The sequence below is a fragment of the Streptomyces sp. NRRL S-337 genome (assembly GCF_000720175.1).
Lineage (GTDB): Bacteria > Actinomycetota > Actinomycetes > Streptomycetales > Streptomycetaceae > Streptomyces > Streptomyces siderophoricus.
Genome location: NZ_JOIX01000025.1, coordinates 64,907 through 91,758, shown reverse-complemented (window position 1 = coordinate 91,758; position 26,852 = coordinate 64,907). Strand labels below are relative to the sequence as shown.

Here is a 26,852-nt window from a genome sequence, read left to right as displayed (position 1 = left end):
AACTGGTCACCGCAAACGGCCCGTACGCGGCACTCTGGCGGTCCGGGGCGCCGCCGGGTGGCGAGGGCCGGGCGGCCCGCCCGTTCCACCCGCCTCGCCCCGCCCCACCTGCCCCAGTGCCGGACCTGCCCCAATGCCCCCACTGCCCCGCCCGTCCCGCCGCCCCGGCCGCCGCCTTCACCACCCGTCAGCTATCCGTGCCAGGACCGCCAGAGTGCCGCGTACGGGCCGTTTGCGGTGACCAGTTCGTGGTGGGTGCCGAGTTCGCTGATGCGGCCGTTCTCGACTACGGCGATCACATCGGCGTCGTGGGCGGTGTGCAGGCGGTGGGCGATGGCCACCACCGTGCGGCCGTCCAGCACCTTGCCCAGAGAGCGCTCAAGGTGGCGGGCGGCACGCGGGTCGAGGAGTGAGGTGGCCTCGTCGAGCACCAGGGTGTGCGGGTCGGCCAGGACGAGACGGGCCAGGGCGATCTGCTGGGCCTGGGCGGGGGTCAGGGTGTGGCCGCCCGAGCCGACCTCGGTGTCCAGGCCCGTGTCCAGGGCCCGGGCCCAGCCATCGGCGTCCACGGCGCCCAGGGCCGCCCACAGTTCGGCGTCGTCGGCGTCGGTGCGGGCGAGCAGCAGGTTGTCGCGCAGCGTCCCGACGAAGACGTGGTGCTCCTGATTGACCAGTGCGACATGCTCGCGGACCCGCTCGGCGGGCATCGCGGAGAGCTCCACACCGCCCAGCGTCACGCTGCCCGCACGGGGCCCGTAGATCCCCGCGAGCAGCCGGCCCAGCGTCGACTTGCCGGCACCGGACGGGCCGACCAGGGCCAGGCGGCTGCCGGGACGGATCCGCAGGGAGACCTCGCGCAGGACGTCGACGCCGGTGCGGTAGCCAAAGCTCACGTCATCGGCGTGCACGTCGCGGCCGTCGGGCAGCCGCTCCGCATCCGCCGTCTCGGGTTCGATCTCCCGGACGCCGACGAGCCGGGCGATGGACACCTGGGCCACCTGCAACTCGTCGTACCAGCGAAGGATCATGCCCACGGGATCGATCATCATCTGGGCGAGCAGCGCACCGGTCGTCAGCTGGCCCGCCGTGAGCCAGCCCTGCATCACCATCGCCCCGCCGAGCAGCAGCACCGCGCCCAGCAGCACCACGTGCGTCAGGTCGACGACAGGGAAGAGCACCGACCGCAGGAAGAGGGTGTAGCGCTCCCACTGGGTCCATTCGCGGATCCGGCGCTCGGAGAGGGCGATGCGGCGGGCGCCGAGGCGGTGCGCCTCGATCGTGCGGCCGGCGTCCACGGACTCGGTGAGGACGGCGGACACCGCCGCGTACCCCGCTGCCTCCGAACGGTAGGCGGACGGCGCACGCTTGAAGTACCAGCGGCAGCCGACGACCAGCAGGGGCAGCGCGATCAGCACGGACAGGGCGAGCGGCGGGGCGGTCACGGTCAGCCCGCCCAGCAGCAGTGCCACCCACACCACACCGATGGACAGCTGCGGCACGGCCTCGCGCATCGCGCTGGAGAGCCGGTCGATGTCCGTGGTGATCCGGGACAGCAGATCGCCGGTGCCGGCCCGCTCCAGAACGCCCGGCGGCAGCGCCACGGACCGTACGAGGAAGTCCTCGCGCAGGTCCGCCAGCATCCGCTCGCCGAGCATCGCTCCGCGCAGCCGGACCATGCGGACGAACACCGTCTGCAGGATCAGGGCGAGGGCGAACAAGGCGACGGTGCGGCCGAGTTGGAGGTGGTGATCGCCTGCGGAGAGCTTCTCGACGACCCCGCCCAGCAGGTACGGCCCGGTCATCGAGGCGATCACCGCGGCGGCGTTGACGACGACCAGCACGGTGAACTCCCGGCCGTGCCGGCGGATCAGCTCGGCGACGTAGCTCCGTACCGTCGCCGGGGAGCCCACGGGCAGGGTGGTGAGCGTCTGCGGGGCGTCCGGATCGTGCTCCGGCGGCGCCAGGCCGATCATGGGGTCTCCTCGATCTCGATCGATCTCGATCATGCGGTCTCGTCGACCTGAGCGGTCGTCAGCACCCGTTCGGGGTTCTTGTCCCGGGTTCCTTCTGGGGCGAGGCCCGTATGCGGCGTTACATCGGATTCCGGGGCCGGAGCGTCCTCGGATTCCGCCTCCCGAACGGCTTCGGATTCCGTTTCCCGAACGGCTTCGGGTTCTGTCTCCCGCACGGCGTTGGGTTTCGTCTCCCGAGTGGCCTCGGATTCCGCCTCCCCAATACCTTCGGGTTCTGTCTCCCGGGTGACGACGGAGCGGTAGGCGGGGTGGCTGTGCAGCAGTTCGTGGTGGGGAGCCTCGGCGACGACCTTGCCCTCATGGAGGAACGCGACCTGGTCGGCGCGGTCCAGGAGCAGCGGGCTGGAGGTCAGCACGACCGTCGTACGGCCGGTCCGGACCTCCCGCAGGCCGTCGGCGATCCGGGCCTCGGTGTGCGCGTCCACGGCGCTGGTCGGCTCGTCGAGCACCAGCACCTCAGGGTCGGTGACCAGCGACCTGGCCAGCGCCAGCCGCTGCCGTTGGCCGCCGGAGAGTGACCGGCCGCGCTCGGTGATGTGAGTGCGCATCGGGTCCCCGGAGTCGTCGAGCGAGGCCTGCGCCAAGGCGGTCAGCACATCGGCGCACTGGGCGGCGGTGAGTGCCTCATCGGCGGCCAGCCGCCCGGAGGACGGCACGTCGAGCAGCTCACCGAGGGTGCCGGACAGCAGCATCGGGTCCTTGTCCTGTACGAGCACAACCTTGCGGGCGGCGTCCCGCGGCAGGTCGTCCAGTGGGATGCCGCCCAGGGTGACCGACGGCAGGCCCTGCCCCGCACCGCCTCCCGTGCCGCAATGCGTGCCACCTTCGCCACCGGCGCCGCGGTGCGCGCCATCTCCGTCAACCTCGCCGCAGCGCGCGCCATCTCCACCGCGCCCGCCGTTTCCACCGCGCCCGCCATCTCCGTCGTTCGCGCCGTCTCCGGCTTCCGCGCCGTCTCCAGCACACACGCTGTAGGGCCCGTCGCCCTGCGCAGGGGCCGTACCGTCCGCGCGGTCGGCAGGGACCGCCCAGTTCGCATGGCCGGCGGGGGCCGCATGAGGCGCATGGTTGGCCCGGTTGGCACCCTCCGCATAGCCCGCAGGATCCGGACGGCCAGCAGGAACCGCCTGAGCCTCAGAAGTCACCTGGTCAGCAGGAGATGCCTCAGCCACACGAGCCCCCCGCCCCGCAGAAACCGCCCGCCCCCCACAAGCCACCCGGTCCGCCGACTGCCCCGCACGAGCCACCTCCCCCACACCAGCCACCTGGCCCGCCGCAGCCGCCCCACCCCCATAGGTATGACCACCCAGCCGTTCCGCGAGTCGGCCGGCCGTGTCCGGGTCGCCGCAGACCACTGCGGTCAGCCGGCCGGCCGGTGCGGTCAGGCCGCTGACCGGGTCGTGCAGATCACCGCTGGGCAGAGCCCGGTTGTCCCCGTCCCGGCCACCGGCCGGCCGGTGCTGGGCCAGGACCCGGGCGGTGCGCCGGGCCGACGGCCGGGCGAAGGACAGCGCCTGGGCGATCTCTTCGAAGTGCCGGAGCGGCAGCAGCAGGAACGTGACCGCGCTGTAAATCATGACGAGTTCGCCGACCGCGACCGTGCCGTCGAGGGCGAGCCGGGTGCCGTACCAGACCACCGCGATCAGCAGCAGGCCCGGCAGCGCGACCTGGACGGCGGCGATCAGCGACCACATCCGGGCGCTGCGGACGGCGGCCCGCCGCACCTCCTGCGAGGCGGCGCGGTAGCGGCCGAGGAAGAGCTCCTCGCCGCCGATGCCGCGCAGGACGCGCAGGCCGGCGACGGTGTCGGAGGCGAGTTCGGTGGCCCGGCCGGCCATCTCACGCTGGGCGTCGGCCCGCCGGGCGGCGGGCGGCAGCAACGGCAGTACGGCCAGCGCCAGGACGGGGACGCCGAGCGCCACCAGGATGCCGAGGTGCGGTTCCCGGACGACCAGGGCGGCCGCGACCGCGACCGCGGTGACCGCGGCCGCACCGAACCGGGAGATCGTCTCGACGAACCAGCCGATCTTCTCCAGGTCACCGGTGCTGACGGCGACGATCTCACCGGCCGCCACCTGCCGGGTCATGGCCGAACCCAGCTCCGTGGTCTTGCGGGCGAGCAACTGCTGCATCCGGGCGACGGCGGTGATCCAGTTGGTGACCGCGGCGCGGTGCAGCATCGTGCCGCCCAGCGCGATCAGCGCACCGAGGACCAGGATCAGCCCGCCGGACAGTGCCAGCCGGCCGCCGTCGCGATCGACCGCGGCCTGTACGGCCATGCCCACCGGCAGCGGGAAGGAGGCGATGGCGCCGAAGTTCACCAGGCCCCAGGCGAGGGCCTTCAGCTGGCCGCCCAGCTGCTGTTTGTAGAGCCAGCGGAGGAAGCTGCCGCCCGTACGGACGTCGGGGACGCCGGGGTCGGGATGCGGAAGGTCGCGGATCTGCATGGTGCCCCAGGCGAAGAAGTCGTGGACGAATGGACGAGTGGACGACTGGACGAGTGCCCTCGACGTCACGGAAGTCGCGGAAGTCGCGGAAGTCGCGGAAGTCGTAGAAGTCGCGGAAGTGGTGGTCGACTGGTGGTGGTGGAGGAGGTCGCGGAAGTCGTGGTGGGGTGGTCGAGGAGGGGGCGGCGCGCCGTCTCCGGCCCCGCGCCCGGTCCGTTTCGGCAGGCGAAATGGCCCTCGTACCGGTCCCGTTGCCCGTCTGGTTGCCGGTGAAGGTCCTGGAAGACTGGCCCGGGGAGTGGGCTGATTTCAATCGATTTTTCCGCTGCGACCGCGCGTTCAGGACAATCGTCCGGCGCGGCTCGCCGATGCGGCGGGCGCTGAACGGACGTCAGCCGCGTGGTGCGACCATGGGGGCATGCGACGTGCGGGCGGTGTGATGCGGAGGGCGGCGGTGGCCGCGGCGGGACTGGTCCTTCTGGCCGGCTGTGGCGGGGGCGGTCAGGACGGCAAGGACGACGGGGCGGGCAAGGGGGAGCGCCCCGGCGGCCCGGCCCGCGGCGCGTCGGCCACCACCCACCTCAAGAACATCCCCGGCATCGGCATCGCTCTCCGGTCCCGGATCCCCGCCGGCTCCCGTCAGATCGTGGCGGTCTACGGCAAGGCGGCGGACTCCGCCGATGCCACCGTCGTCCTGTACGAGAAGGGCCCCAAGGGCTGGGACCGCAAAGGCAGCTGGCCGGCACACAACGGCCGGCGCGGCTGGACGACGGACCACCACGAGGACGACAAGCGCAGCCCCGTCGGGGTGTTCACGCTGACCGACGCGGGCGGGGTGCTCGCGGACCCGGGCGCCAAGCTGCCCTACACCCACTCCACCGCCTTCACCCCGCCGTCGTACTGGTCCAAGAACACCCGCCATGACTTCGATTACGTCATCGCGATCAACTACAACCGGGTGAAGGGCGCCTCGCCGCTGGACCCGACCCGTCCCGAGGGGCAGTCCAAGGGTGGCGGGGTCTGGCTGCACCTCGACCACGGCAGCGGCACCTCCGCCTGCGTGAGCGTCTCGAAGTCCGCGATGCAGACGCTGCTGCGCGCCCTCGACCCGGTGCGGCAGCCCGTGGTGGTCATGGGGGACGCGGCGCATCTGGCGGCCTGAGAGCCGCCGGTCGGGGAAGTGTCAGCGCCCCGTATCGCCCCGTATCGCCCCGAGTCGTTACGGGGACGAGTGCGGCACCGCCGGAGGAAGGGGGCGCCGCCGTCGCTCCCGCTCAATTGCGTACGGGCCGTGCGTTCCGCCTTGGATCAAGCTCCAAGATTTTCCCGGAAGTTACAGCGAGCTCTTTCGTGGGGAACACCAAGCGGCCATAGTGACGGACCGCGGAAGTCCACTTCCGCATAACAGAATCCGTCCATGGAGGAGTGCCCGTGCCGCACGCCACCGCACCTTTCGTCCGCCGCGCAGGCCGTCTGCTGCGCACCAGCCTGTTCGTGCAGGTACTCGTCGCCCTCGTCCTCGGTGTCGTCGTCGGGCGGCTGTGGCCGCAGGCCGGATCGGCGCTCCAGCCGCTCGGGGACGGCTTCGTCCGGCTGATCAAGGCGATGATCGCGCCGCTGGTCTTCTGCGTCGTCGTCGCCGGCATCACCAAGGCGGGCGACCTGCGGGCCTTCGGCCGCATCGGCGTCAAGGCCCTGATCTGGTTCGAGGTGGCCACCAGCATCGCCCTCGTCGTCGGCCTGCTGGCCGGCAACGTCTTCGCGCCCGGCGCCGGGATGCACGTCGATCCCGCGTCGCTGGACAAGGGGGCGGTGGACGCCAAGACGGGCGGCGGACATCTGCCGTCCGCCGCCCAGTTCGTGCTGGAATCGCTCCCCAACAGCGCGGTCGGCGCGTTCGCCGAGAACTCGCTGCTCCAGGTCCTGGTGCTGGCCTGCCTGGTGGGTGCCGCGTTGCTGCACCTCGGCCGGCAGAAGGTGCCGCAGTTGCTGCCGCTGATCGAACAGGCCCAGGAGGTCGTGTTCACCATCGTCGGCTACATCATGAAGCTCGCCCCGCTCGCGGTCCTCGGCGCCACCGCCCACCTCGTCGGCGAGTACGGACTGGGCGCGATGTCCACCTACGGCAAGCTGATCGCGGTCTGCTACGGCGTCGCACTGGCCTTCCTCGTCTTCCTCGGCCTGGCGCTGAAGGCCGTCACCGGGCTCAGCCTCTGGAAGTTCGTCCGCTACACCCGTGAGGAACTGCTGCTGGCGCTGGGCACCGGATCCAGCGAGACCGTGATGCCGCGGATGATGCAGAAGCTGCGGGCCGCGGGCTGCCGGGACGACGCGGTGGGCCTGGTGCTGCCGACCGGCTACTCGTTCAACCTCGACGGCGCCTCGATCTACCTCTCCATCGGCACCCTCTTCATCGCCCAGGCCATCGGCGTCGACCTGTCGTTGGGGCAGCAGATCACCGTGGTGCTGGTGCTCATGCTGACCAGCAAGGGCATGGCGGGCGTACCCGGTTCGGCGTTCCTCGCGCTGTCCGCGACCGCCTCCGCGCTGGGCGTCATCCCGGCCGCCGCGGTCGCCCTGCTGCTCGGCGTCGACCGGATCATGGACTCGATGCGGGTGGCGACGAATCTCCTCGGCAACTGCGTCGCGGTGTTCGCGGTCTCCCGCTGGGAAGGCGCACTGGACCGGGTGACGGCCAAGCGGGTCCTGAACGGCGAGCAGGTCGCCCAGCCCACCGAAACGGCCCGGCCCGCCCGGCCCGTCGATGCCCCGCAGCCCGCCGAAGCTGCGCAGAGCACGCCCGAGGGCTGAGCCGGGACCGGCCCGGCGGGCGCCCGCTCCGGCGGCCCGCCGGGCCCGTACGGCAACCCGTCCTACTCCTCCGGCTTCTCCGAGTCCATCCCCGGCCGGGCCTTCTTCCACAGTCCGCGGGTGAAGTCCGGGATCTCCTGCGGCGCGCCGTTCGCCTTGATGGAGCGGTCGCTCAGGGGCACCGGCGCCGTCCAGGTCGCCGCGTCGTAGACGTCGAAGTCCGGCACCAGACCCAGCCTCATGCACTGGATCAGCCGGAAGACCAGCATGTAGTCCATACCGCCGTGGCCGCCGGGCGGGTTGGCGTGCTCCTTCCAGAGCCAGTGGTCCCACTGCGCGTACGTGCCGAAGTCGCCCCATTCGTCGTTGTTCTGGTCCGGCTCCAGATAGATCCGCTCCGGGTAGTCCTCGAAGAGGCCCTTGGTGCCGCCGAGGCTGTTGATCCTGCTGTACGGGTGCGGGGTGGAAACGTCGTGCTCCAGCCGGATCACCCGTCCCTTGGCGGTCTGCACGAGGCTGACCGTCCGGTCGCTCTCGATGTACGACTCCTTCCAGCTGGGGTCGTCCGCCGGCATGTGCTCCTTGCGGTACGCCGCGAGCCCGCGCGCAGGGGAACCCATGCTGGAGATGCGCACCGCGCGGTCACCGCGGTTGAGGTCCATGTAGTTGGCGACCGGGCCGAAGCCGTGGTTGGGGTAGAGGTCGCCGCGCAACCGGGTGTGCCAGAGCCGGCGCCAGGGACCCTCGTAGTACTTGGGGTCGAACATCAGGCCGCGCAGATCGTGGATGTACGCCCCCGCGCCGTGCAGCAGCTCGCCGAACAGCCCGGCGTGCGCCATCCGCAGCACCCGCATCTCGTTCTTGCCGTAACAGCAGTTCTCCAGCTGCATGCAGTGTCTGCGGGTGCGTTCGGAGAGGTCGACGAGTTCCCACAGCTGCTCCAGGCGGAGCGCGATCGGGCACTCCACGCCGACGTGCTTGCCGCTCAGCATCGCCGTCTTCGCCATCTCGAAGTGCCAGTCCCAGGGCGTGGCCACATAGACGAAGTCGACGTCCCCGCGCTTGCAGAGCTGCTCGAAGTCATGGTCGCCGTTGGTGTAGACGGCGGGTGCGGGCTGCCCCGCGGTGGTGACCTTCTTGGCGGCCCGGGCGGTCTTCTCCTTCACCGGGTCGCACAGGGCGACCACCTGCGCGCCGGGCATCGCCAGGAACAGGTCGATCATGCTGCCGCCGCGGTTGCCGAGGCCGATGATGCCGACGCGGACGGTGGAGCGCCGCTCGAACGGCACCCCGATCATGGTTCTGCCCTTGGCCTCCGGCGTCGCGCCGGCGCCGTTCGCGGCACCGGCCGCCCCGGGCGTGGCCGCCGCGGCCTGAGGTACCGTCAGCCCGCCCAGCCCCAGTCCCGCGCCCGCCGCACCGGCGGTCCACAGGACGGAACGGCGGCTCGGACCGGCCTCCTCGTGGCTGTGGTCGTGCTCGTGGTTCTGCGATCGTGCCTCGTTCATCGGTCCTCCAGGGATCGGTGGTGCGCCGGGGCATACGTGAACCTCGGTCAGGACCTTGTCGGCCGGCGGCCGGAGGCACAAGAGGGCCGGGTGGCGCCGCAAAGGTGCGGAAGCCGCAGCCAGCATCTTTCGCAACTCACTGAAATGTCTTGCAGAAAGCCTTGACGTGTTAATGACATGAACGGCAGGCTCCGGTATCGGACAACCCCCCATGGCGGCCTGGCGCGTGGCTGCTCCCGTGGGCGCGGTACGGCACGGCCGTGCCCCATGACGAAGGAGCCGCAAGATGCAGCAACGTTCCCGTGTGCTGGGCGGAACGCTCGCCGGAGTAGTGGCCGCGGTCGGCCTGGCCACCGTCGCGCCGTGGCCCTCCCAGGCCACCCCGCCCGGCCAGAAGACCGTCACCGCCACGCTCTTCGAGCGCAAGTACGTGGACGTGGCCAAGGCCTGCACCGAGCAACTGGGCCCGGCCGGCTACGGCTTCGTCGAGGTCTCCCCGGCCTCGGAGCACATCCAGGGCGGGCAGTGGTGGACCTCGTACCAGCCCGTCAGCTACAAGATCGCCGGCCGGCTGGGCGACCGCGACGCCTTCGCCTCGATGGTCAGCGCCTGCCACGCCGCCGGCGTCAAGGTCATCGCCGACGCGGTCGTCAACCACATGGCCGCCGGATCGGGCACCGGCACCGGCGGCACCCGGTACAGCAAGTACAACTACCCCGGCTTCTACCAGGATCGGGACTTCCACGGCTGCCGCAAGAGCATCTCCGACTACACCAACCGCGACGACGTCCAGACCTGCGAACTGGTCGGCCTCGCCGACCTCGACACCGGCAGCGACTACGTCCGCACCACTCTCGCCAAGTACCTCGACGACCTGCGGTCGCTGGGCGTGGACGGCTTCCGGATCGACGCCGCCAAACACATCTCCGCCACCGACCTGGCCGCCGTCAAGGGCAAGATGAAGGACCCCGGCTTCTGGGTGCAGGAGGTCATCTACGGCGCCGGCGAGGCGGTGCGGCCCGACGAGTACACCGGCATCGGCGACGTCGACGAATTCCGCTACGGCGCCCACCTCAAGAGCGCCTTCCAAAGCGGCAACATCGCCCAGCTGAAGTCCGTCGCGGACGGCAAGCTCGGCAGCGACAAGGCCCGCACCTTCGTCGACAACTGGGACACCGAACGCAACGGCTCCACGCTCACCTACAAGGACGGCGCCGCCTACACCCTCGCCAACGTCTTCATGCTCGCCTCGCCCTACGGCTCACCGAACGTCTACTCCGGCTACGAGTGGACCGACAAGGACGCCGGACCCCCCAGCGGTACCACCGGCTGGACCGACGAGCACGCCAAGCGGGAGATCACCGGCATGGTCGGTTTCCGCAACGCGGTGGGCGCAGCCGAGCTGACGAACTGGTGGGACAACGGCGGCAGCGCCCTCGCCTTCGCCCGTAGCGGCAAGGGCTTCGTCGCCCTCAACAACGGGGACGCCGCGCTGACCGAGACCTTCGCGACCTCCCTGCCCGCCGGGACGTACTGCGACGTGGTGCACGCCGCGCCGTCCTCCTGTGACGGGCACACGGTCACCGTCGGCGACGACGGGCAAGCGCAGGTCACCGTGCCCGCCAGGAGCGCGGTGGCGCTGCACGTCGGCGGCTGACCCGGTCAGTCCGGCCGGGTCGCCCGCTCCAGCGCCAGGAGGGCCGAGCAGTAGCCTCGGCCCTCCGTGGCCAGGTCCATCCCGATCTCGCACATCCGGTTCGCCGACAGATGCAGGTCGAAGGGGCGCGCGGTGACCTCCGCCGCCTCCTTCGCGGTGGCCGCCCCGGTCAGTTCCCGGTGCAGCATCCCGCGGTCCCCGGCGAACGCGCAGCACCCCGCGTCGTCCGGCACCACCACCTCCCGCGCACACGCCTCGGCGACCCGCCGCAGCTGCGCCTCGTCCCCCAAGTGCCGCATGGAACAGGTGGGATGGAGCACCGCGGAACCGGCCGTCCGCCGGACCGTGAGGCGCGGCAGCAGCTCCTCGGCGGCCCAGACGACCGAGTCGACGACGGTGAGCTCGGCGTGCAGCGCGCGGTTCTCCGGCGTCAGATACGGCACGACCTCACGGGCCAGGCCCAGCGTGCACGAGGACGCGTCCACCACCAGGGGCAGCAGCCCGCCGGCGGTCCAGCCCCAGGCCGCCTCGACGATGCGGTTGGCCATCACCGCCGTGCCGCGCTCGTAGCCCTTGGAGTGCCAGATCGTGGCGCAGCACGTCCCGGGCACGTCCCCGGGGATCCACACCGGCCGGCCCGCCCGCCCGGACAGCGCCACGACCGCCTCGGGCAGCGACGGCCCCCGGTGCCCCGCGGGTTCCCCGAAGATCCGGTTCACGCACGCCGGGTAGTAGACCGCGGCCGCGCCGGCCCGCCGTGTCACCGGCAGCCGGCGGGCCGCCGGGCCGGGGATCCGCGGCAGCCACTCGGGCACCAGGTCGGGGCGCACGGCCCGGCGGGCGGCCCGGGTCAGCGCGGCGGCCGGCCGGTCACCGATCCGGTCGGCGGCCGCCACCGCCAGCCGCGCCGCCCGCTCGACCGCCCCGAACCGCCGGGCGGTCCGCTCGGCGAGCCGCTCCTCGCGCGGGGAGTGGCGCCGGTGCCGGAAGTCCTTCATCAGCCTGCCGGTGTCGATGCCCACCGGGCAGTCGAGCATGCACGTCGAGTCGCCGGCGCAGGTGTCCACCGCGTCGTAGCCGTAGGAGTCCAGCAGCGCGCCGGTGACCGGCGATCCGGCCGGCTGGCGGAGCATCTCGCGGCGCAGCACGATCCGTTGCCGGGGCGTGGTGGTCAGGTCCTTGCTGGGGCAGGTCGGTTCGCAGAAGCCGCATTCGATGCACGGGTCGGCGAGCGCCTCGATGCGCGGGATGGTCTTCAAGCCCCGCAGATGTGCCCGCGGGTCGCGATCGAGCAGGACGCGCGGGGCGAGGATGCCGGCCGGATCGAAGAGGTCCTTGATCCGCCACATCAACTCCGTGGCGCGCGGCCCCCATTCGAGCTCCAGGAACGGGGCGATGTTGCGGCCGGTGGCGTGCTCGGCCTTCAGCGAGCCGTCGAAGCGCTCGACGGTCAGCCGGCAGAAGTCCGCCATGAACGCCGCGTAGCGCGCCACGTCGTCCGGCTCGGCCGCGTCGAAGGCGAGCAGGAAGTGCAGATTGCCGTGGGCGGCGTGGCCGGCGACCGCGGCGTCGAAGCCGTGCCGGTCCTGGAGCTCCAGCAGCGCCGCACAGGCCTCGGCCAGCCGTGCCGGCGGTACCGCGAAGTCCTCGGTGATCAGCGTCGTCCCGGCGGGCCGGGAGCCGCCCACCGCGGTGACGAACGCCTTGCGGGCCTTCCAGTAGCCGCCGAGGACGTGCGGGTCCCGGGTGAAGGCGTTGGTGACGGAGGCGACCGGCGCGACCGGTTCCAGCCCGGCCAGCAGCCGGGCCGCGGCCTCCTCGTACCCCCGCAGCGCGGTCTCGTCGGGCGCCCGGAACTCGACCAGCAGCGCCGTGGTCTCCTTGGGCAGCGCCGCCCAGTCCGCCGGCACCCCGGCCACCCGCACCGACGCCCGCAGGGTGTTGCCGTCCATCAGCTCCACCGCCCGCGCGCCGGCCGCGGTGAAGTGCGGTACGGCCGCGGCCGCGGCGCCGAGCGTGCGGAAGAACAGCAGTGCGCCGGTGGTGTGCCGGTCCAGCGGCAGGGTGTCGAAGACCGTCTCGGCGAGGAAGCCCAGGGTGCCCTCGGAGCCGACCATCAGCCCACGCAGGATCGCCACCGGCGTGGCACCGTCGAGGAAGGCGTCCAGGCGGTAGCCGTTGGTGTTCTTGATCGCGTACTTGGCGCGGATCCGGGCCACCAGCGCGGCATCCGCCTCGATCTCCGCCTTGAGCGCCAACAGGCCCGCGCACAGCGCCGGTTCGGCCCGCGCCAGCTCCGCGTCGGCGTCCGGGTCGGCGGTGTCCACGATCGTGCCGGACGGCAGGACGACGGTGGCCGACGCCAGCGTCCGGTAGGAGTTGCGGATGGTGCCGGCCGTCATGCCGGAGGCGTTGTTGGCGACCACCCCGCCCAGCGTGCAGGCGATCGCGCTGGCCGGGTCGGGGCCGAGCAGCCGGCCGTACCGGGCCAGGGCCGCGTTGGCGCGCAGCACGGTCGTGCCCGGCCGGATCCGGGCCCGGGCGCCGCCGTCGAGCACCTCGATGCCGGTCCAGTGCCGCCGCACGTCGACGAGGATGTCCTCGCCCTGCGCCTGGCCGTTGAGGGAGGTGCCGGCGGCCCGGAAGACCACATTCCGGCCCTTGCCGTGGGCGTAGGAGAAGACCGCCGAGATGTCGTCGATGTCCTCGGCCACCACCACGACCTGCGGGACGAAGCGGTAGGGGCTGGCGTCGGAGGCGTAGCGCACCAGGTCGGAGACGGTGTGCAGGACCTTCTCCGGGCCGAGCAGCGCAATGAGGTCCCCGCGCAGCGGCTCGGGGGTGCCGGACGCCAGGTGGCCGGCCACCCGGTCGGGTGCCGGCCGGCCGCCGGCGGTGGGCCGCAGGGCCCCGGGCTTCGGCTCCAGCAAGGGCATGGCGGGCACTCCTCCGGATGAGGGGGCGTCAGGTCAGTGCGGGTCACCCGGCCCGTCGACCAGGGTGGACAGCAGACCCCCGAGCACCTCGCGCTGATCGGTGGTCAGCGGAGCCAGGATCTCCTCCGCGGCGGCCCGGCGCGCGCTGCGCAACGCGCGCAGCGTGGACCGGCCGGTGTCGGTCAGCTCGATCCGCACCACGCGCCGGTTGGCCGGATCCGGTACCCGGCGGACCGCGCCGTTCGCCTCCAGGGCGTCCACCAGGGTCGTCACCGCCCGCGGGACGACCTCCAGCCGCTGGGCGAGGTCCGCCATCCGCGGCGGGGTGTCGCGGTAGTGGTCCACGATCCGCAGCACCCGGGACTGGGCGGGGGTGAAGGCGATGTCCAGGTGCGCCAGGTGGCGTTTCTGGGCGCGGTGCATCCGGCGGGTCAGCCGCACCAGTTGTTCGGCGAGGTTGCTGCTGACCGTCGGCTCAGGGGAGGGCATGCCCCGAGGGTATCAGGACCTGGTTCATTGTGAGTATAGGTAACAATGAGCTAGGCTCCGTAAAGTCCAGCTGTCCCGCACCCCTCGTAGGAGCCCATGCACCGCGACGAACCCCAATGGACACCGCCCCCCAAGGACCCCGACGCACCGGTCCAGGTCCGGCGGATCCTCACCCTCTTCCGCCCCTACCGCGGCCGGCTCGCCCTCGTCGGGCTGCTCGTCGGCGCCTCCTCCCTGGTCTCCGTGGCCTCGCCGTTCCTCCTGCGCGAGGTCCTCGACGTCGCCATCCCCGGCCGCCGCACCGGACTGCTCACCCTGCTCGCCCTCGGCATGATCGCCACCGCCGTCACCACCAGCGTCTTCGGCGTGCTGCAGACCCTGCTGTCCACCACCGTCGGCCAGCGCGTCATGCACGACCTGCGCACCGCCGTCTACGCCAAGCTCCAGCGGATGCCCCTGGCGTTCTTCACCCGCACCCGCACCGGCGAGGTCCAGTCCCGGATCGCCAACGACATCGGCGGCATGCAGGCCACGGTCACCTCGACCGCCACCTCCCTGGTCTCCAACCTCACCTCGGTCATCGCCACCGTCTGCGCCATGCTCGCCCTCGACTGGCGGCTGACCGTCGTCTCCCTCCTGCTGCTCCCGCTCTTCGTCTGGATCAGCCGCCGGGTCGGCAACGAACGCAAGAAGATCACCACCCAGCGGCAGAAGCAGATGGCCGCGATGTCCGCGATGGTCACCGAATCCCTCTCGGTCAGCGGCATCCTGCTCGGCCGCACCATGGGCCGCGCCGACTCCCTCACGACGAACTTCGCCGGCGAATCCGAGCGCCTCGTCGACCTGGAGGTCCGCGCCAACATGGCCGGCCGCTGGCGGATGGCCACCATCGGCATCGTCATGGCCGCCATGCCCGCCCTCATCTACTGGGCCGCCGGCCTCGTCCTCCAACTGGGCGGACCGGTCTTCTCCCTGGGCACCCTGGTCGCCTTCGTCTCCCTCCAGCAGGGCCTGCTGCGCCCGACCGTCTCCCTGCTGTCCACCGGCGTCCAGATGCAGACCTCACTCGCGCTCTTCCAGCGCATCTTCGAATACCTCGATCTGCCGGTCGCCATCACCGAGCCCGCCGACCCGGTCCGCATCCCGGCCCCGCGCGGCGAGATCCGCTTCGAGAACGTGCGGTTCCGCTACGACCCCGACGCCGCGCCCACCCTCGACGGCATCGACCTGACCGTCCCCGCCGGCGGCAGCCTCGCCGTCGTCGGCCCCACCGGCAGCGGCAAGAGCACCCTCAGCTACCTCGTCCCCCGCCTCTACGACGTCACCGAAGGCCGGGTCACCCTCGACGGCACCGACGTCCGCGACCTCGACTTCGACACCCTCGCCCGCGCCGTCGGCGTGGTCTCCCAGGAGACGTACCTCTTCCACGCCTCGGTCGCCGACAACCTGCGCTTCGCCAAGCCCGACGCCACCGACGACGAGATCCACCGCGCCGCCAAGGCCGCCCAGATCCACGACCACATCGCCGCCCTCCCCGAGGGCTACGACACCCTCGTCGGCGAGCGCGGCTACCGCTTCTCCGGTGGCGAGAAGCAGCGCCTGGCCATCGCCCGCACCATCCTGCGCGACCCGCCGGTGCTCGTCCTCGACGAGGCGACCAGCGCCCTGGACACCCGCACCGAACACGCCGTCCAGCAGGCCATCGACGAGCTGTCCGCGGGCCGCACCACCCTGACCATCGCGCACCGCCTCTCCACCGTCCGCGACGCCGACCAGATCGTCGTCCTGGACGCCGGCCGGATAGCCGAACGCGGCACCCACGACGAACTGCTCGCCGCCGACGGCCGCTACGCGGCGCTCGTCCGGCGTGACGCACACCTCACCCCGCCCGGCGAGCAGATCATGGCCGAACAAGTGACTCATGGGTAACATCCGGGGTGGCGGCGGCCGGTTGACCGGTCGGGGCGGCCGCCGCCCCCACTCCTGCCCTTCCCCGGCCGCCCGTCACAGCGCCGCGAGATCCACCGCCTCGGCCATCGCCCGGTACCCCTCGTCCCCGGGATGCTTGTGGTCGCCGCTGTCGAAGCGCGCAGCCAGCGCCTCCGGATCGCCGGGTTCCGCCAGCGCCGCCGCGAAGTCCGCGACCGCGTCGAACTCGCCCGAGGCCCGTATCCAGTCGTTCACCTTCCGCCGCTTCGCCTCCGCCACCGGCGTGTGGTACTCCGCCCCCTTGAACGGCATGATCGTCCCCCCGACGATCCGCACCCCCGCCGCCCGCGCGGCGGCGATCAACTCGCGGTAACCGGCGATCAGCTCGTCCGCGGACCGGTCCGGGGCCGGCTTGTACGTCGGCAGGTCGACCTCGCTGAACCCGATGTCGTTCAGCCCCACCAGCACCACCACGGAAGCCACCCCCGGCCGGTCCAGCACATCCCGCCGGAAGCGCCCCACCGCCCGCTCCCCGAACCACGCCGAATCGCTCAGCAGCAGATTCCCGCCGATGCCCTGATTGAGCACCGGCCGCACCCCGCCCTGCCCCGCGAGCCGCTCGGCCAGCGCGTCCGCATAGCGCCCGTTGCCGTCGATCGTCGAACCGAAACCGTCGGTGATCGAGTCACCGAAGACCACCACCGTGTCCCGCCGCGCCGGCCCGCCGTCCGCCAGCTCCACCGCCGCGAGGAAGTACCACGACACCGTCGTCTCCCCGAACACCGCGGGGTCCGTGGCCGTCAGCCGGTCCGCGGCCGCGCGGTACGCCGTGGCGTACGCCTGGGCGTGGAAGGTCGCGGGACCCGTCGGCCGGGCGAAGTACAGCGACACCGTCAGCGACTCGAACGGGGCCACCGCCACCTCGACGGCATCACTGCGCACCTCCTCGCCCGCCGGAATCCGGACCCCCGCCGCCCCACCGAACGTGAGCCGCCGCACGGATCCCTCCTGCACCCCGGCACCCTCCCCGGTACGGGCCAGGGACGCACCGGCCACCTCCAGCGGCCCGGTCCCGTACCGGTTCGACAGCACGATCCGCGCCGCCGTACCGGAACCGGTGACCCGCACCACCTGGCGCACCGTCTGCTCCGCGAACCCCTCCAGCGCCCAGTTCTCGTGGAACCCTTCACTGGGGCGCTGCACGGACGCCGCCCAACCCGCTTGCCAGTACCGCGTGTTGCCGCTGCCGCTGCCGCTGCCGTCGCCGTGGCCGTCCACGATCTGCCGCATGGTCCCTCGCCTCTCTCTGCCGATCGCCCGGTGGCGATGGCAGCGAGTCTGCTGGCGGCCGCGCAGCCCACCCAGCCCTCTGGTCTGCGTACGTACGGGATGCCTACGCATGCCAGGGTCAGTCTGCGGAAGCAGCGTCCGGCGCCCCTGCTAGAAGGCGGCCGGGATGTGCGGCGGTTCGGGGGTTTCGCAGCCGGTCCACGGGTACCCGACCTTGAGGTGGGTCGGCTGGACGCCGGTGTGTCAGTGGGGCGTGGCAGCATCCCGGGTATGACGAGTACCGGCGTAACCCGTGGGCTGGACCACTTCCGTGCGGACATCCCCGTCTACATGCTGACCTTCGGCAAAGGCCTGTCTCCCACGGACCTGCTGGCCCGCATGGGGATCGACCCGGACACCCTGGCCCTGCGCGATCCCGTGGGTCTCGACGACGAGTTCGGGGACACCCTGCTCGACGAGGACGAGCCGGTGGTGACGACCGGCACCGACGGCGTGTGGTCCTGGGCCTGGGAGCTGGGCGGCAGCCACGGGCTGGACGAGCGGATCCTGCGCGCGGTCTCGCACGGCACGGAGGCCGTCGCCCTGTACTACAACGAGAAGCCGATGCACTGGTTCAAGTACGCGGTCCAGGGCGACATCATCGTCGACTTCCACACCCTTGAGCCGATCGGCCCGACCGGACTGGACCCCCGGCGGCTCGATGAGTTCATGCGCCCGCTCGGTCTCCTTCCCGGGCAGCCGGCACCGCCGCACAGCGTCCTGGCCCTCGCGGAGAACGCCTTCGGGCTGCGCGTCACCCCGGCCCGGGACGGCGAAGAGCGCTGGAGCGGCAGCCTGCTGCCCCTGTGCGAGCGGGAAGAGCAGCCGCACTGAGCGTCCGACCCGGCCTCGCGGCGGCAGGGCGGTGAACCGCCGCACCGGTTCGGGTCCACGAAAAAGGACGTAGGACGGGAAGCGGCAGGGGCCACACCACGCGCGCCGCCAATGCGAGCCCTCCGCACGCCAGTTCACCGTTCGCCACACCGCCGCGCCCCGGTCCACCCCGGAGCACCGGCCGGTACGGTGGACGTCCGCCACGGGCCTGCCGCCCGTCCTCTCGTCGACGAGAAGTCCGGGCCGCCCGTCCTCTCGGAAAGCGAGAAGTGCGATGAACCAGACAGCAGCCCACCCCCGCCTCGCCGCGGCGGTGGTGGTGCACAACGGCCGCGTGCTGATCGTCCGCCGCAGCTACCGCGAGCGCTTCCTGCCCGGCGCATGGGGCGTCCCCTGCGGCAAACTGGAGCCGGGGGAGACCCCCGAAGCAGGCGCCCTGAGGGAGCTCAAAGAAGAAACCGGGCTCCTCGGCGCCATCGTCGCCCACACCGGATCCGCCAGCTTCCTCAGCGACTACCAGGGCCGGCGGGTGCGCAACCACCAGGAGAACTTCCTCGTCCGGCCGCTGACCCTCGACGTCGTCCTGCCCAGCCCCGACCAGGCACACCGCTGGGCCCGGCCCGCCGAACTCGCCGACGCCGGCGTCGACGCCTACAACCTCGGCGTCATCCGCCAGGTCTTCGGCGGCCGGCTGGACGCCTCCGGACTGCGCACCATGACCGCCCGCTACGGCTACCAGGGCCTCGCCCCCACCCCGTTCACCAGCCCAAAGAGCGTGCCAGCGCGTCGAGTTCGGCAAGATACACGGCCGGTGCGAGGGGAGTCTTGGGCGGCGGACCGGCCCGCCCGGCGCGGCCGCCGCTGACCCCGCCGGCCCGGCCGGGCACCCTGACGTACACATCGGTCACCGAGCGCTGCGGGGCGGTCTCCAGGAACAGCGTCACCGTCGGCTCCTCGCTCACCACCCGGTGCAGCGTACGGGCTTCCAGCCCGTAACTCCGACCCGCCCCGTACCGCTTCGCACACACCAGCCGGAGCCGGGCCTCACCGACCCGCCGCAACCGCCAGGCCCCGCCCGGCCCGTCGATCGTCTCCTGGTACACCACCGCCGGCACCCCCTCCGCCGCCGGTTCGTAACACTCCATCCGCACCCGGCCCCGCACCACCGCCGACGCGATCGCACAACGGTGGTTGTGGATGTCCTCCGGCTCCGCACCCACCGGGCCGGGCCAGAAATGGACCCGCAACATGAACCGCGGCGCACCCGACAACAGCACCAGCTTGTCGAAGCCCAGCACATGCCGGTACGACAGCCGCGTGCACTCCGGAAGGTCCACCGCACCGGCGGATAATCGGCGCACCAGCGGACCCAGCACCTCCGGCCGCGCCAGCTCGGCCACCACCGCACGCGCCGACTCGGGCGACGGCGGCCGCTGCCCACCACCCAGCCGGTCCACCAGCAGCCGCCGCACCTCCTCGACCTGCATCTCCGCCTCCCGTCCACCGGCACCGGCCGGCAGCCCGCCACGCCTCACCGGCACCACCCGTCGGCACACACCCCGCACCTCACCTCACCGGCGTCGGCACCGTCCGCCGGCGCACCACATCCCGCATCCCACGCCGCACCCCACCGGCTTCACGGCCGGTAGGACATCAGGGCATAGCGCCGCAGCACCGACAGCCCCTGATACGCCATCCACACCGGATTACCCATCGGCCCGTCGTCCCAACGCCACACCCCGCCCCGCTGCACGGCCCGCACCCGCGCCACCGCGGCAGCCAGCTGGGCCTCCCACACCGGCAGCCCGACCCCCTCCGCCGCGATCTGCCGCGCCCCGTCCGTCATCAGCGCCCGCGCCACCCACGCCGCCCCGAAATGCCGCACCGACAACAGCTCCTGATGCAACGGATCGTCCTGGCCCGGCCGCCGCACCTCCTCCTGGCAGTTCGCCAGGTCGCCCGCGCCCGCGCCCGGCAGCGTCGCCCCCGCCAGCAACCAGCGCAGCCCCTCCTCCCGCACCGCGCGCTGCCGGGCATCCTCACCCAGCACCCGCGCGGCCCGGTCCAGCGTCACCACCGCCCGCGCCGTGTGCACCGCCGACGGCGCCGGATTGCCCCGCCCCGTCGCCAACGCCGCACCCCAGCACCGGTGATGACCCCGCCCCGGGTCGCCCGTGGCGCCGTTGACCAGCACCGCCCGCAGTCCGCCCAGCGACGCCGAACCCGGGGCCGCCCGTAACAGCCCCCGCAGCACATTCGTCACCACGTAGGTGTTCGCCAGACCGAAGGCATCGTGATCGGGATCCAGCAGCGCCTCACACGAATGGATCTCGGCCTCCAGCAGCCGGGGATCCGCACCCGCCCGGGCCAGCGCCCCCAGCACCACCGCGGTCACCTCCGGACGCGCCCCGCTGCCCTGCGAACGCGCCGCCCAGCCCCCACCCGGGAGCCGCAGCCGCCACAATGTCTCGGCCACCTCACCCGCGCGTATCCGCCCGTCGTAGGGCGCGATGTCCAGCAGCAGATGCAGCCCGTAGGCCGTGCCGAACGCCGTCGGATGCACCGGTGGTTCGCTCTCCGCCAGGGAATGCGGCCAGCCCGTCAACGGCCCGTGCCCGGGCACCTCGATCACCGACAGCCCGCGCCGCAACGCCTCGTACGCACCGTCCATCAACTCCGGCAGCGAACCCGCCGGCGACGCCACCGGTCCCGGCGCCGGCACCCCGCCACCCGCCGCGGCCGCGGCCGCGGCCCGGGCCCGCACCAGCGCCGCCGACAGCCACACCACCGCCCCCACACCCACCCCGGCCGTCGCCGCCAGGCAGTACCGCGCCGCCTCACCGGCCAGACTCTGCGGCAGGAGCCCCACCAACGTCTGGAACACCGCGAAGGCCGCCGCCGGCACCCCCAGCCGCGCCAGCCAGGTCAGCAACCGGGACGGAGCCGACGGCGGCCCGGCGGACGAGGACGGCGGCCCCGGAACCGGCGCCGGCCCGCCGCCCCCGGCCGTACCGGAACGCCGTGCGCCGACCTCCTGACGCAGCATGGTCCGCTCCCTCCCCCCGGGCGCCGGCCCCCGCACCGAGCGTGCGAAAGACATCCCGATCAGTGTAGGAATCCCCACTGACAACGGGGTCGCACACCTGTCGCAGTCGCCCTCCGGCCACCCGCCGGGCCCGCCGCTCAGCCCCCGTCCGCGACACCGCCCCCGGCCGCCTCCACCAGGACCACCTCCAGCGTCCGCGGACCGTGCACCCCCTCCACCCGGTCCAACTCGATGTCACTGGTGGCCGAGGGCCCGGAAATCCACGTCAGCGGGCGCCCCGGGACCAGCCGCGGCAGTGCCTCGGGCACCGACCCGACCACCTGCCCGGGCACCCGGACCACGCACACATGGTGATCGGGCACCAGCGTGATCCGCCGTCGCCCCTGGTCAGGCCCGGCATCCAGGACGAGCGTGCCGGTCTCCGCGATCGCCACCGCGCACCCCGTCACCACACTGTCCACCGCGTCCAGCTCCCGCGCCGTCTGCTCCGCACGGTCCTCGACCACCTCCGCCCCCACCTCGGCCAGCCACCCCGGCTCCAGTCCCCGCGGCACCACCACCCGCCGCGCCCCCCGCTCCGCCAGCAGCCGGCCGATCAGCGCCGGCAGCCCGCCCACATCGCTGCGGTGCACCAACGCCCGGTAATCGGCCAGGTTCTCGGCCAGCAGATCCACCGTCTCCGCTGCCGTACGGGACCCGTGCACCCGCCGGTAGTCCCGGACCAACGGCGGCTCACCCGCCCCCGCACCACCCGGCGCGCCCTCCCGCGGCACCTCCGCAAGCGCCCGCCGCACCCGCGCCAACACCACATCCCTGCTGCTCACTCGGTGTCTCCCTGCTCGCGGGACGGCTGCCCGGACGACCCGCCACGCGTGCGCCGCCACCACTCACGGAACGACTCCGGCGGCACCACCGGAAGATCGCGGGCCTGCGACCACGCCCGCCCCGGCCCCGGCAACCGCCGCGGATGCAGCCTCCGCGTCCGCGCCGCCAGCCGCATCCCGCGGCGCAGAACCCGCGGGTGATCGAACGCCCAGGCCGCCGCCCGCATCGCCGCCCGCTCCGCGGCGTGTCCTTTGGCCGGTTTCAGTACCACCCGCGCCCCGTCCCGGACCCCCGGACCGCCCTCCACCACCCGCTCGCGCAGGTGCACCAGCACCTCCGGGATGTCGATGGCGACCGGACACACCTCGTAGCACGCCCCGCACAGCGACGACGCATACGGCAGCGACTCCTCCAAGGGGCCGGCCAGCCCGCGCAGTTGAGGAGTGAGGATGGCGCCGATCGGACCCGGATACGGCGACCCGTAGGCGTGCCCGCCGGCCCGCTCGTACACCGGGCACACATTGAGACACGCCGAACAGCGGATACAGCGCAGCGCCTGACGCCCGACCGTATCGGCCAGCGTGTCCGTCCGACCGTTGTCCAGCAGCACCAGATGGAACGTCCGCGGCCCGTCCCCGTCCACCGTCCCCGTCCACGTCGAGGTGTACGGATTCATCCGCTCCGCGGTGGACGAGCGCGGCAGCAACTGCAGGAAGATCTCCAGGTCCTGCCAGGTCGGCACCACCTTCTCGATGCCCACGACCGAGATCAGGGTCTCCGGCAGGGTCAGGCACATCCGCCCGTTGCCCTCCGACTCCACCACCACCAGCGTGCCGGTCTCGGCCACCATGAAGTTCGCACCGGAAATCCCGACCTTCGCGGTCAGGAACTTCTCCCGCAGATGCAGCCGTGCCGCCTCCGCCAGCTCCGCGGGCGCATCGGACAGCCCCTCCGGCGCCGGGCGGCCCCAACGCCCCATCTCCCGCCGGAAGATGTCACGGATCTCCGCACGGTTGCGATGGATCGCCGGCACCAGGATGTGCGACGGCAGATCCGCCCCGAGCTGCACGATCAACTCCGCCAGATCCGTCTCGTACGCCCGGATCCCGGCCTTCTCCAACGCCTCGTTGAGCCCGATCTCCTGCGTCGCCATCGACTTGACCTTGACGACCTCCCGCTCACCGGTCTCCCGCACCAGCTCCGTGACGATCCGATTGGCCTCCGCCGCATCGGCCGCCCAGTGCACCCGGCCGCCCGCCGCGACGACCGCCGCCTCCAACTGCTCCAGATAGCGGTCGAGATGCCGCAGCGTCCGGTCCTTCACCGCGGCCCCCGCGGCCCGCAACTGCGCCCAGTCGTCCAGCTCCGCCACGGCCCTGGCCCGCTTGTCGCGGATGGTGTGCGTGGCGTGCGTGAGGTTCGCGCGCAACTGCGCGTCCCGCGTGGAGACGGCCGCGGCCCGCGGAAAGGCCGGCATGCCCAGGTACGTCCCACTCATCGCCCGCCACCTTCCGCCCCGCGCCCACTGTCTCCGGCACCGGCGCTCTCCTCCGGACGGGCCGCAGGAGGGCCGCCCTCCGTACGGTCCGTATCCGTACCGGCGCTCTCCTCCGTACCGGCAAGGATCTCCGCGATGTGCACCGGCCGGACCGGCGCGCCCTGCCGCGTCAGCATGCCGCCGATGTGCAGCAGACACGAGTTGTCGACCGTGCACACCGCCTCCGCCCCGGTGCCGAGCACATGCCGCACCTTGTCGGCCCCCATCGCCGCCGAAACCGCCGGGTTCTTCACCGCGAACGTACCGCCGAAACCGCAGCACTCCTCGGCGCCCGGCAGCTCCCGCAGCTCCAGCCCCCTCACCTGCCGCAGCAGCCGCAACGGACGATCGCCCAGACCCAGCATCCGCAGCCCGTGACACGTGGGGTGGTACGTCACCACATGCGGGTAGTACGCGCCGACGTCCTCCACCTTCAGCACGTCCACCAGGAACTCCGTCAGCTCGTACGTCTTCGGCACCGCCAGCGCCGCGGCCTCCGCGAGCTCCCGGCCACGCCCCTCGGCAGCGGCCTTCGCCCCGATCCGCGGGTAGTTGTCCCGCACCATAGCCGCACACGAACCGGACGGTGTGACCACGTAGTCGTACTCGCGGAACGCCCGGTGGAAGCGCCGGACGAGCGGCTCGGTCGCATGCCGGTAGCCGGTGTTGAACTGCGGCTGCCCGCAGCAGCTCTGCTCCTCGGGGAAGCCGACCTCCACCCCCAGCCGCTCCAGCAGCGTCACCACCGCCCGGCCCGTCCGCGGCTGCAGCAGATCGTTGATACAGGTGACGAACAGTGCTACGCGCACGTTGCCATCTCCTTTCGGCCGCTCCGGCCTCTGGCGGCCATCCGCTTCCGCGGTACATGATCACCTGTCGGCTCATCCTGCCCCAGCAGCCGGCCGAGGAGAAGAACCGGAGCGGAGGACCATGTCGAACGCCGAAACCCTGACCGCGGACCGGGCGCCGGACGGCGGCCGCCGGGCGTCACGGCTGCGCCAGCTGGCCGCCGCCTCCATAGGCAACGCCGTCGAGTGGTACGACTGGTACGCGTACTCCTTCCTGGCCGTCTACTTCGCCGACCAGGTCTTCCCCAAGGGCGCCGGCACCTCCCTGGTGCCGCTGCTCTCCACCTTCGCCGTCTTCGCGGTCGGCTTCTTCATGCGGCCGGTGGGCGGACTGCTGATGGGCGCGGTCGCCGACCGCCGCGGGCGGCGCACCGCACTGACCGTGACCATCCTGCTCATGGGCGGAGGCAGCCTGCTCGTCGCCCTCACCCCCACCTACGCGGCCACCGGCCTCCTCGCACCGGTCGTGCTGGTCCTCGCCCGGCTCGTCCAGGGCCTGTCCGTCGGCGGCGAGTTCGCGGCCTCCACGACCTTCCTCGTCGAGTCCGCCGGCCCCGGCCGCCGCGGCCTGTTCTCCAGCTTCCAGTACGTCTCCACGACCCTCGGCCAGCTCCTGGCCTCCGGTACGGCGGCACTCCTCGCCGGTCTGCTCACCGAACGGCAGATGGGCCAGTGGGGCTGGCGGGTGGCCTTCCTCGGGGGTGCGCTGCTGAGCCTGCTGGGCCTGTGGATCCGCCGCGGCGCCGAGGAGACCCGCAGTGCCGAACAGCAGGCCGCCGACCGCCCCGGCCTCTTCGAGGCGCTCCGCCGCCACCCCCGCCAGTCCCTGTTGATCTGCGGGATCACCGCCGGCGGCACCCTCGCCTACTACACCTGGACGACCTACCTCCCCACCTACGCCCAGGTCAACGCGGGCTTCGACAAGGGCGATTCGCTCATCGTCGGCACCCTGTCGCTCGCCTTCTTCGCCTTGCTCCAGCCGCTCGGCGGCCTGCTCTCGGACCGCATCGGCCGCAAACCGCTGCTGCTCGGCTTCTCCCTGGGCTTCGCGGTCCTCGCGGTGCCCCTGCTCCACCTGGTCACCGACGCGTTCGTCTCCCTGCTGCTGGTGCAGTGCGCCGGCATGGTGCTGCTCACCGGCTACACCGCGATCGCCGCGGCCGTGAACGCCGAGGTCTTCCCCGCGCGGGTGCGGGCCGCCGGCATCGGCTTCCCGTACTCCCTGACCGTCGCGCTCTTCGGCGGCACCGCCCCGTACGTCGGCACCTGGTTCAAGCAGGCCGGCCACGCGGATCTCTTCCCCTGGTACGTGTCCGCGCTCTGCCTGGTCTCGTTCGTCGTCTACCTCACGCTTCCGGAAACCTCACGGGAGAGGTTGGAGCGTTAAGGACGCGGGGCCGGGCCCAGAGGCCAGTAGGTGGCGGATGTCGTGTACGGCTGCACGGCCCGCGCGGTTGGCGCCGATGGTGCTGGCGGAGGGGCCGTAGCCGACGAGGTGGACCCGGGGGTCGCGCAGCGTGCGGGTGCCGTCCATCCGTATGCCGCCGCCCGGCTCGCGCAGCTTCAGTGGGGCGAGGTGGTCGATGGCCGCGCGGAAACCGGTCGCGTAGAGGATCACGTCCGCTGCCACCCGGCGGCCGTCCGCCCAGACCACACCGGTCGGTGTGATCCGTTCGAACAGGGGAAGCCGCTCCAGTACGCCGCTCTCCCGGGCCCGCCGGATCGCGTCCGTCATCGGCAGCCCGGTCACGCTCACCACGCTCTGCGGCGGCAGGCCCCGCCGGACCCGCTCCTCGACGAGTGCCACCGCCGCCCGGCCCTCCTCCTCGCCGAACGGGCCCTCGCGGAAGACCGGCGGCCGCCGCGTCACCCAGGTCGTGGCGGCCGCGACCGGCGCGATCTCCAGCAGCTGCTGCACGGCCGAGGTCCCGCCGCCCACCACCACGACCCGCGCGCCACGGAACCGCTCCGGCCCCTCGTACCGGGAACTGTGCAGCTGCCGGCCGCCGAACGTCTCCTGCCCGGGGAAGCGCGGCCAGAACGGCCGGTCCCAGGTACCGGTCGCATTGATCAGGGCCCGGGTCGTGTACCGCCCCTCCGACGACTCGACCAGCAGCCGCCCGGCCGCGCCCTCGCGGACCGCCAGGACGCTCACCGGACGGTGCACCGGTAGCCCGAAGGTCTGCTCGTAGCTCTCGAAGTACGCGCCGATCACCTCGGAGGACGGCCGCCCCGGATCGGCACCGCTCAGCTCCATCCCGGGCAGCGCATGCATCCCGTGCACCTTGCCGTACGTCAGCGAAGGCCACCGGAACTGCCAGGCGCCCCCTGGGCGAGGGGAGTGGTCCAGGACGACGAAGTCCTGGTCGGGCCGGTAGCCGACCCGCTGCAGGTGGAAGGCGGCGGCCAGGCCGGCCTGGCCGCCGCCGATCACGACGACGTCCGTCTCGACCGCGCTCGTGGTGGCGAGGGCGCTGGGGACGGCGCCGGCGCTGTGCTCGGCAAGGGGGCCGGGCGCGTCCGGTGTCGGGTCGGGGGCCGTGGCCAGCCCGGTGTAGTTCATGTTTCTACTAACTGGGGGAGGGGGCGTTCTCTTCCCGCAGGCCCCGCTCCGGATCCCGGG

19 protein-coding genes are annotated in these 26,852 nt (G+C 72.5%); 7 read left to right on the top strand and 12 right to left on the bottom strand.

Annotation, left to right across the window (positions count from 1 at the left end; translation table 11 throughout):
* Positions 1-191: 191 nt before the first annotated feature.
* Together IG62_RS0119750 and IG62_RS48810 are read right to left on the bottom strand one after the other, a co-directional pair.
* The gene (locus tag IG62_RS0119750; protein ID WP_030804528.1) at positions 192-1,973 is read right to left on the bottom strand and encodes an ABC transporter ATP-binding protein; all 1,782 of its coding nucleotides are present in this window, start codon (positions 1,971-1,973) and stop codon (positions 192-194) included.
* 29 nt (positions 1,974-2,002) lie between these two features.
* Entirely contained in the window at positions 2,003-4,480 is a 2,478-nt protein-coding gene (locus IG62_RS48810) for an ABC transporter transmembrane domain-containing protein (RefSeq protein ID WP_234326629.1), read from the bottom strand.
* 418 nt (positions 4,481-4,898) lie between these two features.
* On the opposite strand from IG62_RS48810, the gene IG62_RS0119740 reads away from it, so the two are divergent.
* Both IG62_RS0119740 and IG62_RS0119735 read left to right on the top strand, forming a co-directional pair.
* Positions 4,899-5,642: a lipoprotein gene (locus IG62_RS0119740; RefSeq protein ID WP_030804522.1), complete on the top strand. Its 744-nt coding sequence runs from the start codon at positions 4,899-4,901 to the stop codon at positions 5,640-5,642.
* Between the two features lie 269 nt (positions 5,643-5,911).
* Positions 5,912-7,291, top strand: a complete 1,380-nt coding sequence (locus IG62_RS0119735) for a cation:dicarboxylate symporter family transporter (protein ID WP_037838663.1) — start codon at positions 5,912-5,914, stop codon at positions 7,289-7,291.
* A gap of 62 nt (positions 7,292-7,353) precedes the next feature.
* On the opposite strand, the gene IG62_RS0119730 is transcribed toward IG62_RS0119735, so the two are convergent.
* Entirely contained in the window at positions 7,354-8,799 is a 1,446-nt protein-coding gene (locus tag IG62_RS0119730) for a Gfo/Idh/MocA family protein (protein ID WP_030804514.1), read from the bottom strand.
* Between the two features lie 286 nt (positions 8,800-9,085).
* Between IG62_RS0119730 and IG62_RS0119725 the strand changes: the two genes are divergently transcribed.
* A complete protein-coding gene (locus tag IG62_RS0119725) occupies positions 9,086-10,456 on the top strand; it encodes an alpha-amylase (protein ID WP_030804513.1) in 1,371 nt (456 codons plus the stop codon).
* Between the two features lie 5 nt (positions 10,457-10,461).
* Here IG62_RS0119725 and IG62_RS0119720 read toward each other — a convergent pair whose 3' ends face one another.
* Positions 10,462-13,392 (bottom strand): FAD-binding and (Fe-S)-binding domain-containing protein, encoded by a 2,931-nt coding sequence (locus IG62_RS0119720; protein ID WP_030804512.1) that lies wholly within the window; start codon positions 13,390-13,392, stop codon positions 10,462-10,464.
* Positions 13,393-13,425: 33 nt separating this feature from the next.
* On the bottom strand, positions 13,426-13,881 hold the full coding sequence (locus IG62_RS0119715; RefSeq protein ID WP_030804510.1) for a MarR family winged helix-turn-helix transcriptional regulator: 456 nt from the start codon (positions 13,879-13,881) through the stop codon (positions 13,426-13,428).
* A gap of 96 nt (positions 13,882-13,977) precedes the next feature.
* Between IG62_RS0119715 and IG62_RS0119710 the strand changes: the two genes are divergently transcribed.
* Positions 13,978-15,810, top strand: coding sequence for an ABC transporter ATP-binding protein (locus tag IG62_RS0119710; protein ID WP_030804508.1), 1,833 nt, complete (start codon positions 13,978-13,980; stop codon positions 15,808-15,810).
* A gap of 75 nt (positions 15,811-15,885) precedes the next feature.
* Here IG62_RS0119710 and IG62_RS0119705 read toward each other — a convergent pair whose 3' ends face one another.
* A complete protein-coding gene (locus tag IG62_RS0119705) occupies positions 15,886-17,100 on the bottom strand; it encodes an SGNH/GDSL hydrolase family protein (RefSeq protein ID WP_030804506.1) in 1,215 nt (404 codons plus the stop codon).
* A 270-nt stretch (positions 17,101-17,370) separates the two neighbouring features.
* Here IG62_RS0119705 and IG62_RS42030 point away from each other — a divergent pair, with 270 nt between their 5' ends.
* Positions 17,371-17,973: a DUF6461 domain-containing protein gene (locus IG62_RS42030; protein ID WP_030804505.1), complete on the top strand. Its 603-nt coding sequence runs from the start codon at positions 17,371-17,373 to the stop codon at positions 17,971-17,973.
* 274 nt (positions 17,974-18,247) lie between these two features.
* The gene (locus IG62_RS44865) at positions 18,248-18,838 is read left to right on the top strand and encodes an NUDIX hydrolase (protein ID WP_078872094.1); all 591 of its coding nucleotides are present in this window, start codon (positions 18,248-18,250) and stop codon (positions 18,836-18,838) included.
* Here IG62_RS44865 and IG62_RS49570 read toward each other — a convergent pair.
* The 5 genes from IG62_RS49570 to IG62_RS0119675 all read right to left on the bottom strand — a co-directional run bounded on the left by IG62_RS49570 (position 18,732) and on the right by IG62_RS0119675 (position 24,190).
* A complete protein-coding gene (locus IG62_RS49570; protein WP_030804502.1) occupies positions 18,732-19,460 on the bottom strand; it encodes a hypothetical protein in 729 nt (242 codons plus the stop codon). The two genes, IG62_RS44865 and IG62_RS49570, sit on opposite strands and share 107 nt — an antisense overlap.
* 149 nt (positions 19,461-19,609) lie before the next feature.
* Positions 19,610-21,019: a hypothetical protein gene (locus tag IG62_RS47845; protein ID WP_030804499.1), complete on the bottom strand. Its 1,410-nt coding sequence runs from the start codon at positions 21,017-21,019 to the stop codon at positions 19,610-19,612.
* 137 nt (positions 21,020-21,156) lie between these two features.
* On the bottom strand, positions 21,157-21,843 hold the full coding sequence (locus IG62_RS0119685; protein ID WP_037838660.1) for a LutC/YkgG family protein: 687 nt from the start codon (positions 21,841-21,843) through the stop codon (positions 21,157-21,159).
* Complete coding sequence (locus IG62_RS0119680) at positions 21,840-23,342, bottom strand: lactate utilization protein B (RefSeq protein WP_030804493.1); 1,503 nt, start codon at positions 23,340-23,342, stop codon at positions 21,840-21,842. Before IG62_RS0119680 ends, IG62_RS0119685 begins: the two co-directional genes overlap by 4 nt.
* Positions 23,339-24,190, bottom strand: coding sequence for a (Fe-S)-binding protein (locus IG62_RS0119675; protein ID WP_234326626.1), 852 nt, complete (start codon positions 24,188-24,190; stop codon positions 23,339-23,341). The genes IG62_RS0119680 and IG62_RS0119675 overlap by 4 nt, the downstream gene beginning before the upstream one ends.
* A 121-nt stretch (positions 24,191-24,311) precedes the next feature.
* Between IG62_RS0119675 and IG62_RS0119670 the strand changes: the two genes are divergently transcribed.
* Positions 24,312-25,616: an MFS transporter gene (locus IG62_RS0119670; protein WP_030804487.1), complete on the top strand. Its 1,305-nt coding sequence runs from the start codon at positions 24,312-24,314 to the stop codon at positions 25,614-25,616.
* Here the strand turns inward: IG62_RS0119670 and IG62_RS0119665 are convergent.
* On the bottom strand, positions 25,593-26,792 hold the full coding sequence (locus tag IG62_RS0119665; protein WP_078872093.1) for an NAD(P)-binding domain-containing protein: 1,200 nt from the start codon (positions 26,790-26,792) through the stop codon (positions 25,593-25,595). The two genes, IG62_RS0119670 and IG62_RS0119665, sit on opposite strands and share 24 nt — an antisense overlap.
* Positions 26,793-26,852 lie beyond the last annotated feature (60 nt).

What these genes read in the sequence shown, in the direction of transcription:
- IG62_RS0119750 (WP_030804528.1), bottom strand. Translation starts at nt 1,973, where the DNA reads ATGATCGGCCTGGCGCCGCCGGAGCACGATCCGGACGCCCCGCAGACG.
- IG62_RS48810 (WP_234326629.1), bottom strand. Translation starts at nt 4,480, where the DNA reads ATGCAGATCCGCGACCTTCCGCATCCCGACCCCGGCGTCCCCGACGTC.
- IG62_RS0119740 (WP_030804522.1), top strand. Translation starts at nt 4,899, where the DNA reads ATGCGACGTGCGGGCGGTGTGATGCGGAGGGCGGCGGTGGCCGCGGCG.
- IG62_RS0119730 (WP_030804514.1), bottom strand. Translation starts at nt 8,799, where the DNA reads ATGAACGAGGCACGATCGCAGAACCACGAGCACGACCACAGCCACGAG.
- IG62_RS0119725 (WP_030804513.1), top strand. Translation starts at nt 9,086, where the DNA reads ATGCAGCAACGTTCCCGTGTGCTGGGCGGAACGCTCGCCGGAGTAGTG.
- IG62_RS0119720 (WP_030804512.1), bottom strand. Translation starts at nt 13,392, where the DNA reads ATGCCCTTGCTGGAGCCGAAGCCCGGGGCCCTGCGGCCCACCGCCGGC.
- IG62_RS0119715 (WP_030804510.1), bottom strand. Translation starts at nt 13,881, where the DNA reads ATGCCCTCCCCTGAGCCGACGGTCAGCAGCAACCTCGCCGAACAACTG.
- IG62_RS0119710 (WP_030804508.1), top strand. Translation starts at nt 13,978, where the DNA reads ATGCACCGCGACGAACCCCAATGGACACCGCCCCCCAAGGACCCCGAC.
- IG62_RS0119705 (WP_030804506.1), bottom strand. Translation starts at nt 17,100, where the DNA reads ATGCGGCAGATCGTGGACGGCCACGGCGACGGCAGCGGCAGCGGCAGC.
- IG62_RS42030 (WP_030804505.1), top strand. Translation starts at nt 17,371, where the DNA reads ATGACGAGTACCGGCGTAACCCGTGGGCTGGACCACTTCCGTGCGGAC.
- IG62_RS44865 (WP_078872094.1), top strand. Translation starts at nt 18,248, where the DNA reads ATGAACCAGACAGCAGCCCACCCCCGCCTCGCCGCGGCGGTGGTGGTG.
- IG62_RS49570 (WP_030804502.1), bottom strand. Translation starts at nt 19,460, where the DNA reads ATGCAGGTCGAGGAGGTGCGGCGGCTGCTGGTGGACCGGCTGGGTGGT.
- IG62_RS47845 (WP_030804499.1), bottom strand. Translation starts at nt 21,019, where the DNA reads ATGCTGCGTCAGGAGGTCGGCGCACGGCGTTCCGGTACGGCCGGGGGC.
- IG62_RS0119680 (WP_030804493.1), bottom strand. Translation starts at nt 23,342, where the DNA reads ATGAGTGGGACGTACCTGGGCATGCCGGCCTTTCCGCGGGCCGCGGCC.
- IG62_RS0119670 (WP_030804487.1), top strand. Translation starts at nt 24,312, where the DNA reads ATGTCGAACGCCGAAACCCTGACCGCGGACCGGGCGCCGGACGGCGGC.
- IG62_RS0119665 (WP_078872093.1), bottom strand. Translation starts at nt 26,792, where the DNA reads ATGAACTACACCGGGCTGGCCACGGCCCCCGACCCGACACCGGACGCG.